The 16,832-nt window shown below is 70.1% G+C and carries 18 protein-coding genes; 10 read left to right on the top strand and 8 right to left on the bottom strand.

The window, feature by feature from the left end:
- Positions 1-26 precede the first annotated feature (26 nt).
- Complete coding sequence (locus MFF24_RS03890; protein WP_238222493.1) at positions 27-446, top strand: hypothetical protein; 420 nt, start codon at positions 27-29, stop codon at positions 444-446.
- Positions 447-454: 8 nt separating this feature from the next.
- On the opposite strand, the gene lpxK is transcribed toward MFF24_RS03890, so the two are convergent.
- Genes lpxK through MFF24_RS03905 form a run of 3 tightly spaced genes read right to left on the bottom strand, consistent with a single transcriptional unit; the run spans position 455 to position 3,499 of the window.
- A complete protein-coding gene (gene lpxK / locus MFF24_RS03895) occupies positions 455-1,438 on the bottom strand; it encodes a tetraacyldisaccharide 4'-kinase (RefSeq protein WP_238222494.1) in 984 nt (327 codons plus the stop codon).
- 7 nt (positions 1,439-1,445) lie between these two features.
- Entirely contained in the window at positions 1,446-2,750 is a 1,305-nt protein-coding gene (locus MFF24_RS03900; protein ID WP_238222496.1) for a 3-deoxy-D-manno-octulosonic acid transferase, read from the bottom strand.
- Positions 2,747-3,499, bottom strand: coding sequence for a lysophospholipid acyltransferase family protein (locus MFF24_RS03905; RefSeq protein ID WP_133088272.1), 753 nt, complete (start codon positions 3,497-3,499; stop codon positions 2,747-2,749). Before MFF24_RS03905 ends, MFF24_RS03900 begins: the two co-directional genes overlap by 4 nt.
- Before the next feature lie 229 nt (positions 3,500-3,728).
- Between MFF24_RS03905 and MFF24_RS03910 the strand changes: the two genes are divergently transcribed.
- Positions 3,729-4,676, top strand: coding sequence for a metallophosphoesterase family protein (locus tag MFF24_RS03910; protein WP_238222498.1), 948 nt, complete (start codon positions 3,729-3,731; stop codon positions 4,674-4,676).
- 20 nt (positions 4,677-4,696) lie between these two features.
- On the opposite strand, the gene MFF24_RS03915 is transcribed toward MFF24_RS03910, so the two are convergent.
- Entirely contained in the window at positions 4,697-5,173 is a 477-nt protein-coding gene (locus tag MFF24_RS03915; RefSeq protein WP_108940816.1) for a response regulator, read from the bottom strand.
- Positions 5,174-5,556: 383 nt separating this feature from the next.
- Between MFF24_RS03915 and MFF24_RS28775 the strand changes: the two genes are divergently transcribed.
- Both MFF24_RS28775 and MFF24_RS03930 read left to right on the top strand, forming a co-directional pair.
- Positions 5,557-6,378 (top strand): cold-shock protein, encoded by an 822-nt coding sequence (locus MFF24_RS28775; protein WP_108940817.1) that lies wholly within the window; start codon positions 5,557-5,559, stop codon positions 6,376-6,378.
- 113 nt (positions 6,379-6,491) lie between these two features.
- The gene (locus MFF24_RS03930; RefSeq protein WP_238222911.1) at positions 6,492-6,731 is read left to right on the top strand and encodes a hypothetical protein; all 240 of its coding nucleotides are present in this window, start codon (positions 6,492-6,494) and stop codon (positions 6,729-6,731) included.
- Positions 6,732-6,749: 18 nt separating this feature from the next.
- On the opposite strand, the gene MFF24_RS03935 is transcribed toward MFF24_RS03930, so the two are convergent.
- Positions 6,750-8,159: a leucyl aminopeptidase family protein gene (locus tag MFF24_RS03935; RefSeq protein WP_238222501.1), complete on the bottom strand. Its 1,410-nt coding sequence runs from the start codon at positions 8,157-8,159 to the stop codon at positions 6,750-6,752.
- A 96-nt stretch (positions 8,160-8,255) separates the two neighbouring features.
- Here MFF24_RS03935 and MFF24_RS03940 point away from each other — a divergent pair, with 96 nt between their 5' ends.
- The 5 genes from MFF24_RS03940 to MFF24_RS03960 all read left to right on the top strand — a co-directional run bounded on the left by MFF24_RS03940 (position 8,256) and on the right by MFF24_RS03960 (position 13,098).
- Entirely contained in the window at positions 8,256-9,104 is an 849-nt protein-coding gene (locus MFF24_RS03940) for a tetratricopeptide repeat protein (RefSeq protein WP_238222502.1), read from the top strand.
- A 200-nt stretch (positions 9,105-9,304) separates the two neighbouring features.
- Positions 9,305-9,610, top strand: coding sequence for a 50S ribosomal protein L28 (gene rpmB, locus MFF24_RS03945; protein ID WP_091947278.1), 306 nt, complete (start codon positions 9,305-9,307; stop codon positions 9,608-9,610).
- 110 nt (positions 9,611-9,720) lie between these two features.
- Positions 9,721-10,650, top strand: coding sequence for an AEC family transporter (locus MFF24_RS03950; RefSeq protein WP_238222504.1), 930 nt, complete (start codon positions 9,721-9,723; stop codon positions 10,648-10,650).
- A 106-nt stretch (positions 10,651-10,756) separates the two neighbouring features.
- Complete coding sequence (locus MFF24_RS03955) at positions 10,757-12,460, top strand: lysine--tRNA ligase (RefSeq protein WP_238222506.1); 1,704 nt, start codon at positions 10,757-10,759, stop codon at positions 12,458-12,460.
- Between the two features lie 29 nt (positions 12,461-12,489).
- Entirely contained in the window at positions 12,490-13,098 is a 609-nt protein-coding gene (locus MFF24_RS03960; RefSeq protein WP_238222507.1) for a tetratricopeptide repeat protein, read from the top strand.
- Positions 13,099-13,152: 54 nt separating this feature from the next.
- Here MFF24_RS03960 and MFF24_RS03965 read toward each other — a convergent pair whose 3' ends face one another.
- The gene (locus tag MFF24_RS03965) at positions 13,153-13,650 is read right to left on the bottom strand and encodes a ribosomal maturation YjgA family protein (protein ID WP_238222516.1); all 498 of its coding nucleotides are present in this window, start codon (positions 13,648-13,650) and stop codon (positions 13,153-13,155) included.
- A 71-nt stretch (positions 13,651-13,721) separates the two neighbouring features.
- Here MFF24_RS03965 and prfB point away from each other — a divergent pair.
- A protein-coding gene (prfB, locus tag MFF24_RS03970; protein WP_238222519.1) for a peptide chain release factor 2 occupies positions 13,722-14,850 on the top strand; the annotation gives its coding sequence in 2 pieces (ribosomal slippage) (positions 13,722-13,790 and positions 13,792-14,850; 1,128 coding nt in all).
- Positions 14,851-14,997: 147 nt separating this feature from the next.
- Here prfB and MFF24_RS03975 read toward each other — a convergent pair.
- Complete coding sequence (locus tag MFF24_RS03975; RefSeq protein WP_238222527.1) at positions 14,998-16,173, bottom strand: M23 family metallopeptidase; 1,176 nt, start codon at positions 16,171-16,173, stop codon at positions 14,998-15,000.
- A 176-nt stretch (positions 16,174-16,349) separates the two neighbouring features.
- On the bottom strand, positions 16,350-16,817 hold the full coding sequence (locus MFF24_RS03980; protein WP_238222529.1) for a peroxiredoxin: 468 nt from the start codon (positions 16,815-16,817) through the stop codon (positions 16,350-16,352).
- Positions 16,818-16,832 lie beyond the last annotated feature (15 nt).

Consider the following 16,832-nt stretch of genomic DNA (forward strand, 5'->3'; position numbering starts at 1 on the left):
GCCAAAGGCGGCCGGGGCAAAGACGATTGCGGAAACTGAGGCCTGGAGCCTCGACCGATCTTGTCGGGCTCGGCCTGCTCGCCGGGGCGGCGGGCCTCCTCTTCATCGCCATGAGCGACATCGGGTCGGCCCTGGCCGATTTCTCGGCCGGCGCCGAGCCGATCACGGTGTCGAGCCACGCGCCTGCCGCCCTGCCCGCTGCCATCGGTCTCGGTGCCTTCGCGGCTTTGCTGCTGCGGCGACGCGGGACGCCGCGGGGCGACACGCGGCTCATGGCGGCGGCCCTCCTGTGCATTCCGCTGATGCTCCTGCTACCGATCCCGTACCTGCTCGCGTGGCGGAGGGTGCTCACCGATCACGGCTACGTGCAATGCGAGACGGGTGTTGCCGGCCGGCGCGCCCTGTACCGCTGGTCCCATCGGACGTCCGCCAGCCTCTGCCTCTGAGCGGCGCGTCAGGCGCGCGGGAACGCCGCCGCGAGCTGCCGGCAAAGCATCGCCGCGTCGGTGAAGGCGAGGGCAACCCGCAGCACCCGGACTTCGGCGCGCGTCTGCGCCGGCAGTCGGACCGCATCCTTCTCCGTCGTGATCAGCTCGGCCCCCACTTGCGCGGCGAGCGCCGACAGCTTCGCCAGATCGCCCGCGCGAAAGGGATGGTGGTCGGGAAAGGCCCGCTCGGCCACGATCTCCGCGCCCAAACCCCGCAGCGTTTCGAAGAACTTTTGCGGGCGCCCGATCCCGGCGAAGGCAACGACACGGCGACCGGCCCATTCGGCTCCGTCCTCGGGCACGAGGCGGGCGCGATGAACCGGAAGCCCGCGGGCCTCCGCCTCGCTCGCCAGAGCCGCACCGGGCGCGCCGTCGCCGACCAGCACGAGGCCGGCGACGTGCCGCCATTGCCGGGCGAGCGGCGCCCGCAGCGGCCCGGCGGGGAAGGGCAGTCCGTTGCCGATTCCGGCGCCGCCATCGATCACCGCGAACGAGAGCGTTTTGGTCAGGCTCGGATTCTGCAGGCCGTCATCCATGACGATCACGTCGGCGCCGGCCTCGGCGCAGAGGCGGGCGCCGGCCGGGCGGTCGCGGGCGACGACCGTGGTTTCGGCACGCGCCAGCAGCAGCGGTTCGTCGCCGACTTCCGCAGCCCCATGCCGCGCCGGATCGACGATCAGCGGCCCGGCGAGCCGGCCGCCATAGCCGCGGCTGAGGAAGGCCGGCGTCCGGCCGATCCCGCGCAGCAGGCGCGCCAGCGCCAGCGCCGTCGGAGTCTTGCCGGCACCGCCGAGGGTGAAATTGCCCACGCAGAGCACCGGGCAGGGCGGCACCGCGCCGGGCCGGTCCATCCGGTCGGCAGTCAGCCCACCGTAGAACCGGCCCGCAGGGGCCAGCAGCCAGGCGAGGGGATGCGTAGGCGGCCGGGACCAGAAGCCGGGCGGGTGCATCGCGGCCTCAGTCGCGCTCGCGTGCGGAAAGCTTCATCTGCGCGACGTAGGGTTCGAGCACCGCGAAGGTGCGTGCCACCGCGCCCTCGAAGGGCAGAAGCGCGGCCTGCCCCTTGGCCCACATCCCCGCCAGCGCCCGCGGATCGGCGACCAGATCGCCGACGGCCGCCAGCAATCCCGCCTCGTCCGAAACGATGCGGGCGCCGCCCCCCGTGTCGAGTGCGCCGTAGGGCTCGCGGAAATTGAAAATGTAGGGGCCGTGCAGGATGGCGCTGTCCAGGCGCACCGGTTCGATCGGGTTCTGCCCCCCGTGCGGCACCAGCGAGCCGCCGAGGAAGACGAGCGGGCAGAGCCGATAGAACAGGCCGAGCTCGCCGATCGTGTCGGCGACGTAGAGGTCGATCGAGGGCAGCGGGCGCCCGCCCTTGGCCCGCCGACTGGTCCGCAGATCGGCTTCGGCGGCGATTCGGGCCACCTCCTCGCCCCGGCGCGGATGGCGCGGCACGATCACCGTCAACAGGCTCGGGAAACGCGCCTTCAACCCGGCATGGACGCGAGCAATCACCTCGTCCTCGCCGGGATGGGTGCTGGCCGCAACCCAGACCGGGCGGTCGCCGATCATGTCGCCGAGATAGGCGAGTTGTTGGGAATCGGCGGGCGGCACGGCCGAATCGTATTTGAGATTGCCGACGACATTGATGCGCGGCGCGCCGAGCCGGGCGAAGCGCTCCCCGTCCTCCCGGGTCTGTACGAGGCAGACGGCGATGCGCGACAGCAGCGCCCGGGCAGTACCGGGCGAGCGCGTCCAGGCCTTGAACGAGCGCTCCGACATCCGCCCGTTGACGAGCACGAGCGGGATGCCGCGCCGGTGCAGCGAGATGATGGTGTTGGGCCAGATCTCGGATTCGGCGACGATGGCAAGATCCGGCCGCCAATGCGCGAGGAAGCGCTCGATCCAGCGCGGCGCGTCGAGCGGCATGTATTGATGCACGGCGCCGGCCGGCAGGCGCTTGCTCAACAGGTCGGCGGCGCTGCGGGTGCCGGTGGTGACAAGGACCGAGCAACCACGGGCGATCATGCCCTCGATCAGCCCGACGAGGGAGAGCGCCTCGCCGATGCTCGCGCCGTGCATCCAGACGAGATGGCCCACCGGCCGCGCTCGGCCCGGCAGGCCGCGCCGCTCGGGGAGCCGCCCCGGATCCTCCTTGCCCCGGCGCGAGCGCCACGCCAGCAGGCCGGCCACCGCCGGCTCGCCGAGATAGAGGCCGTAGCGGTAGGCGCGCAGCGCGACGGGAAGCTTCGGTACCCTCACGCCGGACTACCCTGCGGCGCGGCCGCGGCGGGGGCGCCGCCGACCCGATCCGGCCGGCCGACGAGGGTGTAGGCGCGGTCGTGGACGCGGTTCAACTCGGCCTGCACCCGCTGACGCAGGGCGTCGATCTCATCCGGTGAGACCTCGCGGGGGACGAAGGTCGCCTCGCCGAACACCATGGCGCCGCGGCCGAAGGGCAGGCCGAGGCAGGCCCGGTCCCAGGAATTGAAGCGGATGTGCCGGCTCGTCACCACCGCCACCGGCACGATGGGGGCTCCGGAGAAGCGCGCGAGCATGATGATCCCGGCATCGCACACGCGAGAGACCTTGGGCACGTCGGCCGAGAAGGCGACCGTCTCGCCACCCCTCAGCGCCTTGACCATGGCCCGCAACCCCTCGGCGCCGCCCTTGGCGCGGGCGTCCTTGACCGCGCGACCGCGGGCGCCGGAGGCGCGCATCACCCGCACCCCCAGCCGCTCCAGAGCCATGGTGTTGATGTTGCCGTCCGGCGAGCGGGAGATGATCGTGGCGACCCGGTCCTGCGGACGGCTCATGAACGAGATCATGATGTGCTGGCCGTGCCACATCGCCGCGATGAACGGGCCGTAGCTGTCGAGCCGCGCATAGGCATCCGCCGGCTCGATGGTGAACCGGTTGGTCCGCCGCACGAGCTTCAGATAGCCCGAGGCGATGTGGCTGAGCACCCACTGAACGCCTGGCTTTCGGCCGATGGTCTTGATCAAGCCCATGGGATCGGACCGCCTGTTCCGATTCGTCGTTGCCGGATTCCGCCGCCGGTTAGGCCAGACGGTAAGGGAGCGGCGGCTGTCTACCCCCGACCTCTCTGTCGAAGCAACGGAGGGAATGGCCTCTCTTAAGCGAGGCCACCCCGCATGAGGCGGGTGGGACCGTTCGGATCGGCGCGGCGGATTGCCCGATATTGACGCGGACGCGTGTTGACGCGATGCGGGAAAGCCCATGTTCCGTCTTGCTCATCTCACCGACCCCCATGTCGGGCCGCTGCCGCGGCCGCGCCTGCGCCAGCTTCTCAGCAAGCGGGCGACCGGCTACGTGAATTGGCGCCGGGGTCGCGGGCGCCACCACGACATGGACCTGCTCGGCGCCCTCGTCGCCGACCTGCACGGCCAGGGGGTGGACCATGTCGCCTGCACCGGCGACCTGTGCAATCTCGGCCTCCCCGACGAGTGGGAGAGCGCCCGTATCTTTCTGGAAGCGCTGGGGCCGGCCGAGCGGGTCAGCTTCGTGCCCGGCAACCACGACGCTTATGTCCGTGGCTCGCTGGAGGGGCTGCTCGCCGCCTGCGGCGGCTGGACGGAGGCCGATGACGGGCAGGCCCGTCTCTTTCCCTACCTGCGGCGGCGCGGGCCGCTCGCCCTGGTCGGTCTGTCCTCGGCGATCCCGACCAAGCCTTTTGTCGCGAGCGGACGCCTCGGCGTGCCGCAGATCGAGACCGCCGAGCGCCTGCTGCGCGACCTCGCGGCGGCGCCGGACCGGCCCTGCCGGGTGGTGATGATCCACCACCCGCCCCATCCGGGCGGAGCCGCCTCGGGACGGGAGTTGAAGGACGCCGCCGCCTTTGCGGCGATGATCGGACGGGCCGGGGCGGATCTGATCCTGCACGGGCACAACCATGTCGGCACCGTGGCGCAGATCGCCGGACCGGACGGGCGTCCGGTACCGGTGGTGGGCGCGCCCTCGGCCTCGGCGCGCACCCTGCTCACGAACCGGCGCGCCTCCTACTACCTCTACACGGTCACGCCGGCCGAGATCGGCTTTCGCATCGCTGTGACCGAGCGCGGCCTCGACGAGGCCGGCGGCATCGGCGAGCTATCGGGCTTCGACATCAAGACCCCGCCGGCGGACCGGATCGGCATCGTCCATCGGCGGCGGCTGCGCCGGGGCTGATCCGCGCCCCTGCGCCCTCGTCAGATCGCGCCCATCTTCGACAGGCCGCTGGCGCGGGGCAGGGGGCGGAGCAGGCTCTTCACCTGCGAGAACGGCCGCGGCCGGTTGATCACCTCGTCGAGGCGCGACCACAGCGTCTTGGGCGAGAACGGCTTGGCGATGATCTCGTTGACGCCGAGCGCGATCGCCCGGTCGACGACGTTGCGGCGCGGCTGGGCCAGCATCAGGATGATCGGCACCGTCGGCGAGGGCGAGGTGGCGGGCGTGCGCGCCAGCCGGATGAACTCCTCACCCGAGAGAATCGCCAGATCCCAGTCGATGATGGTGAGGTCCGGCTTGCTCTCGGCGAGCACGCCGAGCGCCTCCGCACCGTCGGGTGCCTCCAGCACGCGCTTGATGCCGACGCGCATCAGCATGTCGCGCACGATGCGGCGAATGTAGAGGCTCTCGTCGACGACGAGGGCGGAAAGGTCCGGGAAGGTCGGAGTTGCGATCATCGGCGGCCGGCGCCCGGTACTGACCCGAAGCGTTTCAGGCCGAGTCTTACGCGCCGTCCGGTTTGCGTTTTCCTAAAGCGTCACCGAACCGTGGGAATCAGATGCGCGAGAATCGTTTTCGTTGACGTCCCTTGCGTGCAATCCGGATCGGCACCTCGAGCGTCCCAAAAGGGGTACGTACGCAGTTTCACCGCGAAAATGCGGAGCCTGGAGCACGGATCGGTTAGAAGATCCTTGCGGTATGGACGGGATTGCGTCAGACCTGAGGCATCGCTCCCGGTAGCCGCAGCCGGGGGGATGATAGTGCGGCGCGTCGGCTGTCTCGAGATAGCGCGCACGCGGTATTCGAGACTTGGCGGGCGGACGGTTTTTGCGAGCTTTCAATGGGACGTGGTCGTGATTTCAGGGGGCCGCAGAAGCGCGGCTTCGATGAGGGTGGTGCCGAGCCGCGTTGGCCGGATGAACTGCCCCCCAGCGGCGGTGACCGCTTCGGTGGCGGCGGCGGTGGCAACCGCTTCGGTGGCGGCGGTGGCGGCGGCGGCTTCGACCGCGGCCCGGCGCGCGCACCTGCGGCCCCGTCGGGTCCGGAGCGTGACGCGACGGTCAAGTGGTTCAACAAGGAGAAGGGCTTCGGCTTCGTGGAGCTCGGCGACGGCTCCGGCGATGCCTTCCTCCACATCCGCGCGGTCGAGGCCGCCGGTCACGACGATCTTCTGCCCGGCACGCGCCTGACGGTTCAGACCGCTCAGGGCCAGAAGGGTCCGCAGGTCACCGCGGTGACCACCGTCGATACCTCGACGGCCGAGGCGGCTCCGCCCCGGCGCGAGGGCCCGCGCTTCGGCGGCGGCGGCGACCGCTTCGGCGGTGGCGGTGACCGTTTCGGCGGCGGTGATCGCTTCGGCGGCGGCGGTGACCGCTTCGGCGGCGGCGGCCGTGACCGCTTCGGCGGTGCCGGCGGCGGTGGCGGCGGTGGACGTTTCGCCTCCGGTCCGTCGGTCGAGATGACCGGCACCGTGAAGTGGTACGATCCGGCCAAGGGCTTCGGCTTCGTGTCGGTGAACGACGGCGGCAAGGACGTGTTCGTCCACCGCTCGGCGCTCTCCCGCGCCGGCCTCGACTCCCTGGCCGAGGGCCAGCAGGTCACTCTCGGCGTGGTCGAGGGTCAGAAGGGCCGCGAGGCTTCGAGCATCACCGTCGAGTACTGATCGGCGTCATAAACTTTGATGACGGAAGCGGCGGCCTCAGGGCCGCCGTTTTCGTTTGGCGCGTAGACCGCACCGACCACCTTCGGGAGGCGGACATGACGATGGGACACGCGATGCGTCGAACAGTGAGCGCGCTCGGCCTGCTTCTCCTCTCCGCGGCACCGGCCGCGGCGGAAGATTTCACAGGCTTCTATGCCGGCGTGAATGCGGGCTGGGCGTTCGAACGCGGCGAGCGCGATCCGGCGACGCCCGGTCTGCCGGGCGCTACCCGGCCGGAGGAGGGACTTCCGCCAAGCGTGGCGCGGGCCCAGGAGCGATACGCGCCGGAGCCGCGCCCCGCCGGACGGCACTGAGGCCGCCCTCGGGCTCGGTCAGCCGTTCTGCCTGTAGCGCTCGGCCACCAGGGCGTGGGCAAGGCGTGCGGTCTGCACCTCGCCGCCCTCGGGCCGGCCGGGCTTGGTCGAGGGGTTCCAGCCGTAGAGATCGAAGTGCACGTGCGTCCGCGTCCGGCGCACGAAGCGGCGCAGGAACAAGGCCGCGGTAATCGCCCCGGCGAAGCCGCCGCCCGGCGCGTTGTTAAGGTCGGCGACTTTCGAATCGAGCAGGCTCGCGTAGGGCGGGTGCAGCGGCAGGCGCCAGACTGGGTCGTTGACCCGCTCTCCTGCTTCCGCGACGGCGCCCGCCAGAGCCTCATCCTCGGTGAAGAAGGCCGGCAGGTCGGGACCCAGGGCGACGCGGGCGGCGCCGGTCAGCGTCGCGAAATCGAGGATGAGGTCCGGCTCCTCGGCATCGGCCAGCGCCAGGGCGTCGGCCAGGATCAGGCGCCCTTCCGCATCGGTGTTGCCGATCTCGACGGTGAGGCCGGCGCGCGAGCGGATCACGTCGCCGGGTCGGAAGGCGTCGCCGGCAATGGCGTTCTCGACGCTCGGCACGATCAGCCTAAGCCGCACCGGCAGGCCGGCGCCCATGATCATCTCCGCTGCCGCCAGGGCCGCAGCGGCGCCGCCCATGTCCTTCTTCATCAGCAGCATGTTGGAGGCCGGCTTGATGTCGAGCCCGCCGGTGTCGAACACGACACCCTTGCCGACCAAGGTCACCCGCGGCGCATCCTGAGCGCCCCAGATCAGGTCGATGAGGCGGGGCGCCCGCGGGGAGGCGGCGCCGACGGCATGGACGAGCGGAAATTCCTTCTCCAGATCCGCACCCATGGTCACAGTGACTGCCGCGCCGAACCGCTCGCCGAGGGCACGCATCGCGGCCTCCACCTCGGCCGGTCCGAGGTCGTTGGCGGGGGTGTTGATCAGATCACGCCCGGCCGCGACCGCGCGCGCGACACGGCCGACCGCCGCCGCATCGACGCCTTCCGGCGCCACGAGGCGCGGGCGCGGCTCGCCCGGCTTGCGGTAGCGATCGAACCGGTAGCTGCCGAGCAGCCAGGCCAGAGCCGCCTCGCCCGCATCGAGGGCATCGCAGGGTTCGAGACGGTAATCGCCGGCGGGCAGGGCGCCGGGTAGCTTGCCGGCGAGAAACCGGTCGCGATGTCCCTGCCCAGCCTCGCCGAGTCCGAGCAGCACGAGGCCGAGTCCGCCATCCTCGCCCGGCAGGAGCGCGACGCGGCCCGCCTTCGGTGCAAAGCCGGTGGCGGCGGCGAAGCGGCGCTGGGGCGGGGGCAGGCCGACCTCGACCGCCGCCCATCCGTCCGCCGTCACGCAGCGAATCGGGACTGCGTTCGCGGCGGCATCGAGGAGGGCGGGTCCGGGCGGTGTCGGGTCTGAGGTCATGGAAAATAAGCTTAACCGGCCATTAGGGTTAACGCTCTATCACCCCGGCATCGGCACGGCGCAAGCGCCGGCCGCGGGATTGGGGGAGAGGACGACATGACCGGCATCTGCGGCAGGGCCCCGAGCCAGCCTGGAACGGTCCGCACCCGCCGCCTGCTCGCCCTGGCTCTGGTCGGCCTCGGGCTCGCCGGCTGCCAGACCCGCTCGCCGGAAACGACGGGCTCGATCAGCAGCCTCAACCCGTTCGGCAAGAGCCGCCCGGAGCGCTCGCCCCGCGCCGAGGTCGAGGCCCTGGCGGACCGCTACAACGCCGACCCGAGCGATGCGCGCAACGCGATGCGCTACGCCGCGGCGTTGCGCGCCACCGATCAGAAATCGCAAGCGGTCGCGGTGCTGCAGCAGCTTGCGCTGCGCAACCCGAAGGACAAGGCGGTGCTCGCGGCCTACGGCAAGAGCCTCGCCGATGCCGGCCGCTACGGGGAGGCCAACGAGGTCCTCCAGAACGCCCACAGCCCGGCCCAGCCCGATTGGCGCGTGCTCTCCGCTCAGGGGATGGTGGCGGACGAGACCGGCGACCACGCGAGGGCGCAGAGCCTCTACGACGCCGCCCTCAAGATCGCGCCGAACGAGCCGCGGGTCCTGTCGAATCTCGGCCTGTCCTACGCTCTCTCCCGCCGCCTCGAGGAGGCCGAGACGACCCTGCGCCTCGCCGTCGCCCAGCCGAAGGCGGATGCCCGCGTGCGCCAGAACCTCGCCCTGGTGCTCGGCCTGAAGGGCCGCTACGACGAGGCGGAGCAGGTGCTGGCCCAGGATCTCGGCCCGGCGGAAGCGGCGGCCAACGTGCGGGAGCTGCGTGCCATGGCGGCCCGACGCGCGGCGCCGAAGACGGCGCAGGCACCGAGCCCCGCCCCGAGCCGGCAGCTTGCTCGGGCGTCGATCCAGTAGTTCGACGCCGACTCCCACGGAACTTCTGGCCCTTCGACCTTGACGAATCCGGTGCGTCTCCCCTATAGGCTCGCCACTTCCATAGGACTCCGCCGGTATCGATTGTCGCGAGGGTTCGACGCCCTCGGCGCGAGAGCCGTGTGGCATTGCCGAAACGCTTCAGCGCCGAGACCCGGCCTAACGTTGACAGGACTGTAACGATGTCGCGTCGCTGCGAACTCACGGGCAAGGCCGTTCAGGTCGGCCACCTCGTGAGCCACTCGAACCGGAAGACCAAGTGCCGGTTCCTGCCGAACCTCTGCAACGTCACGCTGCAGTCGGATGCCCTCAACCGCCGCGTTCGCCTGCGGGTGACCGCTCACGCGCTGCGCTCGGTCGAGCACCGCGGCGGCCTCGACGCCTTCCTCGTCAAGGCGCGCGAGATCGAGCTGTCGCAGACCGCCCGCCTGCTCAAGCGCGACATCGAGAAGAAGCTCGCCGAGACTGCGGCCCCCGCCGCCGCGTAAGTCCGCCGGGCCCGTAGCGGCCCGCGCTTCTTCCAAGAAGAATCGGGAGGCCACCGGATGCGCAGCGCGCGCCCGGTGGCCTTTTCCGTTCGACAAGGCCCAGGCTGCCGATGACGGCGCTCACCCTCATCATCCCGATCTTCGGCCTTGTCCTCGTCGGCTGGCTGGCCTCGCTCACCAAGATCATCTCCGAGCGGGTCGGCGATGGGCTCTCCGAATACGTCTTCTCGCTGGCGGTGCCGGCGCTGATCGTCTCGACCCTGACGCGCCCGGGCCTCACGGGCGAGATCGCCTGGGGCTACTGGGCGAGCTATTTCGGCGGGGCCGCGATCGCCTGGGCCACCGGCTCGCTGATCGGGCGCCGCACCGCGGGTGTGGACCGGCGCGGCGCCGTGCTGCACGGCTTCGCCGCGAGCCAGTCAAACACGGTCTTCGTCGGCGTGCCGATGATTCTCCAGGCCTACGGCGAGGCGGGCGCCTTCCCGCTCTTCATGCTGCTGGCTGTCCATCTGCCGCTGATGATGGGCGCGGCCACCTTCCTGATCGAGTCGGAGGGTGAGCGGCCCTTGAGCCAGCGCCTCAAGGCGCTCGGCCTCGTGCTGGCCAAGAACCCGATCTTCCTGGCGCTCGCCGTCGGCATGGCGATGAAGGCGAGCGGGCTCTCGCTCTCCGGCATCCCGAAGGCGCTGGTCGATTCGCTCGGCGGCACCGCCTCGACCTGCGCGCTGATCGCGCTCGGCGCCGGACTAACCCGCTACAAGGTGCTGCACGACCTGCCGGGCGCCAGCATCGTCGCGGCGCTCAAGCTCGGCCTGCACCCGCTCGCGGTCTACATCCTGGCTTTCCACGTCTTCACCATGCCGCCGGCCTATGCCGGCGTGGCCGTGCTGTTCGCGGCAATGCCCGTGGGCATCAACGCCTACCTGCTCGCCGCCCGCTACAAGAGCGAGCAGGGGCTTGTCGCCGCCGCCGTGCTGGTCTCGACGCTGGCTGCCACCGCGACGACGGTCGGCTGGCTGATGCTGCTCGGGCGGGGATGACCGTCCTCACGTTGACCCCGGCCCCCGCCCTCCATAGGTTGCCCGCTCTCGCGCCCCGGCCCGGATGGCCGGTGCGGCGCCCGTCCTGAACCCCGAAAAGCATTCGATGTCCGCGCCCCTTCGTCTCGACCCCGATATTCTGGAGGCTGCCGCCTCCGCCGCCGCCTGGCCGTTCGAGGAGGCGCGCAAGCTCGTGGCGCGGCTGGAGAAGAAGCCGAAGAGTGAGGTGCTGTTCGAGACCGGCTACGGCCCCTCGGGCCTGCCGCATATCGGCACCTTCGGCGAGGTCGCCCGTACCTCGATGGTGCGCCACGCCTTCCGCGTGCTGACGAAGGATTCCGTGCCGACCCGGCTGATCGCCTTCTCGGACGACATGGACGGGCTGCGCAAGGTTCCGGACAACGTGCCGAATCGCGAGCGGCTGCGCGAGGCACTCAACCTGCCGCTGACCAAGGTGCCCGATCCGTTCGGCACGCATGAGAGCTTCGGCCACCACAACAACGCGGAGCTGCGCCGCTTCCTCGACGCCTTCGGCTTCGACTACGAGTTCCGCTCGGCCACCGATTGCTACACCTCGGGCGTCTTTGACGACGCCCTGCGCCTCGTCCTGGATCGCTACGACGCGGTGATGGCGATCATGCTGCCCTCGCTGCGAGCCGAGCGCTCGGCGAGCTACTCGCCCTTCCTGCCGATCCATCCCGTCACCGGCCACGTGATGCAGGTGGCGATCGACGAGGTGCGGCCGTCCGCCGGCACCATCGTCTGGCGTGATCCGGCGACCGACGAGCGCTACGAGACGCCGGTGACCGGCGGCCACGCCAAACTGCAGTGGAAGCCCGATTGGGCCATGCGCTGGGTGGCGCTCGGCGTCGATTACGAGATGGCGGGCAAGGACCTGATCGATTCGGTCAAGCTCTCGGGCCAGATCGCCCGCGCGCTCGGCGCCGAGCCGCCGGAAGGGTTCAACTACGAACTCTTCCTCGACGAGAAGGGCCAGAAGATCTCGAAGTCGAAGGGCAACGGCCTGACCATCGACGAGTGGCTGACCTACGCCACGCCGGAATCGCTCGCGCTGTTCATGTACAACAAGCCGCGCGAGGCCAAGCGCCTGTTCTTCGACGTGATCCCGCGCCACGTCGACGAGTACGACAACTTCCTCGGCCGCTTCAGTGGCCAGGAGGCCAAGCATCGGCTCGGCAACCCGGTCTGGCACCTGCATGCGGGGTCGCCGCCGGAGGTCGAGACCATCGACGATGCGGGCACAACGCTCTCCTTCGGCATGCTGCTGAACCTCGTGGCGGTGGCCAATGCCGAGGACGAGGCCGTGCTGTGGGGCTTCATCCGACGCTACGCCCCCAATGTCGGGCCGGAGACGCATCCGCGGCTCGCCGGCCTCGTGACGCGGGCGCTCGCCTATTACCGCGACTTCGTGCGGCCGCAGAAGCAGTACCGCGCCCCGACCGAGGAGGAGGCCGCGGCCCTGCGCGACCTATCGCAGACGCTGGCCGAGCACGAGGCCTCGACCGATCCGGAGGCGTTGCAGGCCATCGTCTACGAGGTGGGCCGGCGCCACTTCCCCGACCTGTCGGGCAAGGCCAAGAGCCCGGACGGGCGCCCCGGTGTCGCGAAGACGTGGTTCGCCTCGATTTACAACGTGCTGTTCGGCGAGGCCCAAGGACCGCGCTTCGGCTCGTTCATCGCGCTCTACGGCGTCGCCGGCACGCGGGCGCTGATCGAGAAGGCGCTGAGCGGCGCACTGGTGGCCGAGCACGCGGCCTTCTTGGAGAACCGCAAGGCCGCGGCGGCGTGAAAGGACGGGGCGCCAGGGTCAGGATGACGGTGCTGGCAGGCCTCCTCGCCGCCCTGTTCGGCACCTCCGCCTCGGCACAGGTCGCGCAGGGCATCAAGGCCTATGCGCGGGGCAACTACCCGGCGGCGATGCGCGCCTTCGAGGCCGGCGCGGCGAAGGGCGACCCGCAAGCGCTCTACAATCTCGGCGTCGCCTATGCGGAAGGGCGCGCCGTGCCGGCGGATCCGGCCCGCGCCCTCGATTACTATCGGCAGGCGGCACAGGGCGGCAGCGTCCTCGCTGCGTTCAACCTGGGCCAGGCCTATCGGAAAGGGCAGGGGGTCGCGGCCGACCCGGCGCAGGCCGCGCACTGGTACGAGCGGGCAGCCAAGGGCGGTCACTACAAGGCCGGCAACGAGCTCGGCATCCTCTACATCGAAGGCAAGGGCGTGCCGCGCGATCCCATCGAGGGCATGGCCTGGATCTACCCGGCGACCCACGCCTCGATCATGGATGAATCCGCCATGGCCAATGCGATTCAGGCGGCGGGCATGCTCGACCGCGCCCAGATCCAGGAGGCGCAGGCGCGGGGCAAGACCTATTTCCAACGCTACATCGCGCCGAACCGGGCGGTGGTGCGGGCGCTGTCGGGGGGCTGAGCGACGCCGTCCGGCTCGAAACCAGCCACCCTGCGGCTCACGAGCGGCGTCCGATCATGAAAGCTCGGCCGGCCGGCTCCCGGTGATCGCGCGCGGCGGCTCCAAGCCGCTATCAGCGCCGCCCGGCGTCGCCAGAGCATCGGCGCTGTTCCGCCGCCGGCCGGCAAGCCTTCGTATCCCCGCATCGGGCGCTGCCGCCAGCCCGATGCCCACAGCGTAGGCGAGGATGTTCCAGGGCGAAAAGATCCGCCCGAGCAGCAACTGGCCCGCCAGCGTCAGGCGGAACGCGTCGAGCTCCGGCGTGTGGACGAGGCGGAACAGCTCGACCAATCCCGCGAGAGCCAAGGCGGCGAAAGCGAGCCGGCCAACAGCGGTCGTCGGGCGGAGGAAGGCGACGAGCCCGTAGACCATCGCGCCCCACAGCACCGAGCCCGCATATTTCACGACCTCCCTCGGCAGACCGAGTGACAGATAACGCACGCCGATACCCGCCGCGATCACGGCGAGGACGGCGGCAGCGAGGCGGAAGCGACGGGATCGGAGGATCGGCATCGCGGTGGTTTACAGGGCGGGAGCCGCCCGGTATCACCCCCGGCCACACCGATAGTCGAGTTTCACACCAGATGCGCGCCGAGATCGAGCAGGCCTCGGATGCCGCCAAGCAGTCTATAGGGCTGCTGAGGAGGCATCTTTGACTGGGACACCGTCGATAAACGCCTCGCGGAGCTGAACGCCGCGTCCGAGAACCCCGACCTCTGGAACGATCCGGAGGCCGCGCAGAAGGTCATGCGCGAGCGCCAGGAGCTCGACGAGGCCGTCACCGCGATCAAGAAGCTCGAACAGGATCTCGAGGACGCCGCGACGCTGATCGAACTCGGCGAGATGGAGGGCGACCAAGCCTCCATCACCGAGGGCGAGAACGCAATCAAGGCGGTCGAGAAGGAGGCCGCGAGCCGTCAGGTCGAGACCCTTCTCTCGGGCGAGGCCGACGGCTTCGACACCTATCTCGAAGTCCATGCGGGCGCCGGCGGCACCGAGAGCCAGGACTGGGCGAACATGCTCCAGCGCATGTATGCCCGCTGGGCCGAGCGCCGGAAGTTCAAGGTCGAGATCGTCGAGATGACCGACGGCGAAGAGGCCGGGATCAAGGGCGCCACGCTCCTGATCAAGGGCCACAACGCCTATGGCTGGCTCAAGACCGAGTCGGGCGTGCATCGCCTCGTGCGCATTTCGCCCTACGATTCCAACGCGCGGCGGCACACCAGCTTTGCCAGCGTCTGGGTCTATCCGGTCATCGACGACCGGATCGAGATCGAGATCAAGGAATCCGACTGCCGCATCGACACCTACCGGTCGTCGGGCGCGGGCGGCCAGCACGTCAACACGACCGATTCGGCGGTGCGCATCACGCACAACCCGACCGGCATCGTCGTGGCCTGCCAGCAGGAGCGCTCGCAGCACAAGAACCGGGCCACCGCCTGGAACATGCTGCGTGCCCGCCTCTACGAGGCCGAGCTGAAGAAGCGCGAGGAGAAGGCCAACGCCGAGGCGGCCTCGAAGACGGAGATCGGCTGGGGCCACCAGATCCGATCCTACGTGCTCCAGCCGTATCAGCTCGTGAAGGACCTGCGCACCGGCACCCAATCGACCGACCCGGACGAGGTGCTCGACGGCGACCTCGACCCGTTCATGGAAGCCTCGCTGGCGCAGCGCGTCTACGGCGGCAGCGAAGAGGTCGCGGATATCGACTGAGGTCGCTCGGTCGTCCCTGTCTCGGCCGTGCTCTCTGCCGAAACGTCATTGCGAGGCGAAGCAGAAGCAATCCAGTCCGCGACCTTTCCGGAGATGTCGTGCGCTGGATCGCTTCGCTGTCGCTCGCGATGACGGCGAGCGCTCCGATCAATCATTGAAGACGAGTTGTGCTCCGGCGCGGAGAAACCGCTGGGGATCGACCGGCTCGCCGTCGATACGGGTCTCGTAATGCAGGTGGCTGCCGGTGGAGCGACCGGTCGAGCCGGCAAACCCGACGACGGTGCCCGCCTCCACCCGCTGACCGACCGAGACGGCGGTGCCGGACAGGTGCGCGTAGCGGGTGACGAGGCCGCGCCCGTGATCGACCTCGACCATGTTGCCGTAGCCGCCGGCATACTCGGCCGTGGTGACCCGCCCGGCCGCGGTGGCCTGGACCGGAGTACCGGTCTCGACGCGCATATCCACGCCCGTGTGGAGCGCGTAGCCGCGGGTGAACGGATCGAGCCGCGCGCCGAAGCTGCTGGTGAAGGTGAGGTCACCCGGCAGGGGCTGGCGGAAGGGGAGGGCGGCGGCCACGCGGCGCAGATGTGTCTCCTCGTCGATCTGGCGCCGGGCATCGGCCAGGGCGCTCTCGAAGGCGTCGGTGCCGAGCGGGACGAGAGGACCGCCGACGCCGGCCGGCGGCGCGTCGAAGCGGGCGGGCGAGAGACCGGTGCGGGCGATCAGGTCGCGAAACCGCTCGGCGCTGCGCGCCGCCTGCCGGGCAATGCCGGCGACGCTGCGCGATTGGGCTTCGGCGACGCGCTGAAGCGCATCCTCGAGGCGCAACAGCCGTGCGGCCGAATCGTGACCGATGATCTCGACGCGGTCCTCGCCGCCCATGCGCAGTCCCGGTGTCGGGAACGGCTTCCGGACCCGCGGCGCGGTGTCCGCGACCGGAGCCGGAGCAGGCGGAGGCATGTCGATGGACGCCGCCGCTCCGCCGAAGCCGGAGAGCAACCCCTGGCGCTTCTCGATCAGGGCCTGCCGCTCGATGAGGGTCGCGAGACGGCTCTCGACGCTGCCGCGTGCCGCCACGCTCTCGGCCGCTGATCGATCGAGGGCGCGCTGAAGCGTGCCGAGCCGTTCCTCGTAGGTGAATTGCATCGCGCTCTGGCGCGAGACGAAGCGGGCCAGCACCTCGTCGTGGAAGACGAGGTAGTAGCTCGCACCCGCCGCCCAGAGCGTCGAGACGGCCAGTCCGAGGCTGAGGGCGACGAGGAGGCGGCGCGGCGGCGGGGAAGAGAGGCCGGCACTGCGGCGGGCCCGGGCAGTCGATGTCATGGCACGTCGGTCGTTCGGTGACGCGGCCGATCACAGACGATTAAGGTTAAGGAAGCTTAGCGCGTCGTCAGGGGGCCGGTGCCGGGACGATACACCGGGCCCCATTTGTCGAAGCGGCGTCTGGGAAATGAAAGCAGAGCTTCTGCGTGTGAAAGCTCAACACTCCGGTTGTATTGTCAGGCGAGAGCCTGCGCCGCCGCCAGAACCTCCTCAACGTGACCGGGCACCTTCACCTTCGGCCAGACCCGTGCGATCCGCCCTTCGCGGTCGATGAGCAGGGTCGTGCGCTCCACGCCCATGTATTTCCGGCCGTACATGCTTTTCTCGACCCAGACTCCGTAAGTCTCCAGCATCGTCTTGGCCTCGTCGGAGGCGAGCGGAAACGTCAGGCCGTACTTCGCACGAAACTTGTCATGGCTTTTGACGGAATCGGGCGAGACCCCGATCACGGTCGCTCCGGCCGCCGCGAAGGCCTCGCTCTGGGCGTTGAAGTTCTGCGCCTCCAGGGTGCAACCGCTCGTGTCGTCCTTAGGATAGAAATAGAGCACGATCTTTTGACCGCGCAGGCTCTCCAGAGAGATGGTGTCCCCGCCCGCTCCCGGTAACGAGAACAAGGGCGCCGCATTGCCAAGTTCTAACGGCATCTCGCCTTCCTTTCG

Source organism: Methylorubrum aminovorans (genome assembly GCF_022179725.1).
Lineage (GTDB): Bacteria > Pseudomonadota > Alphaproteobacteria > Rhizobiales > Beijerinckiaceae > Methylobacterium > Methylobacterium aminovorans.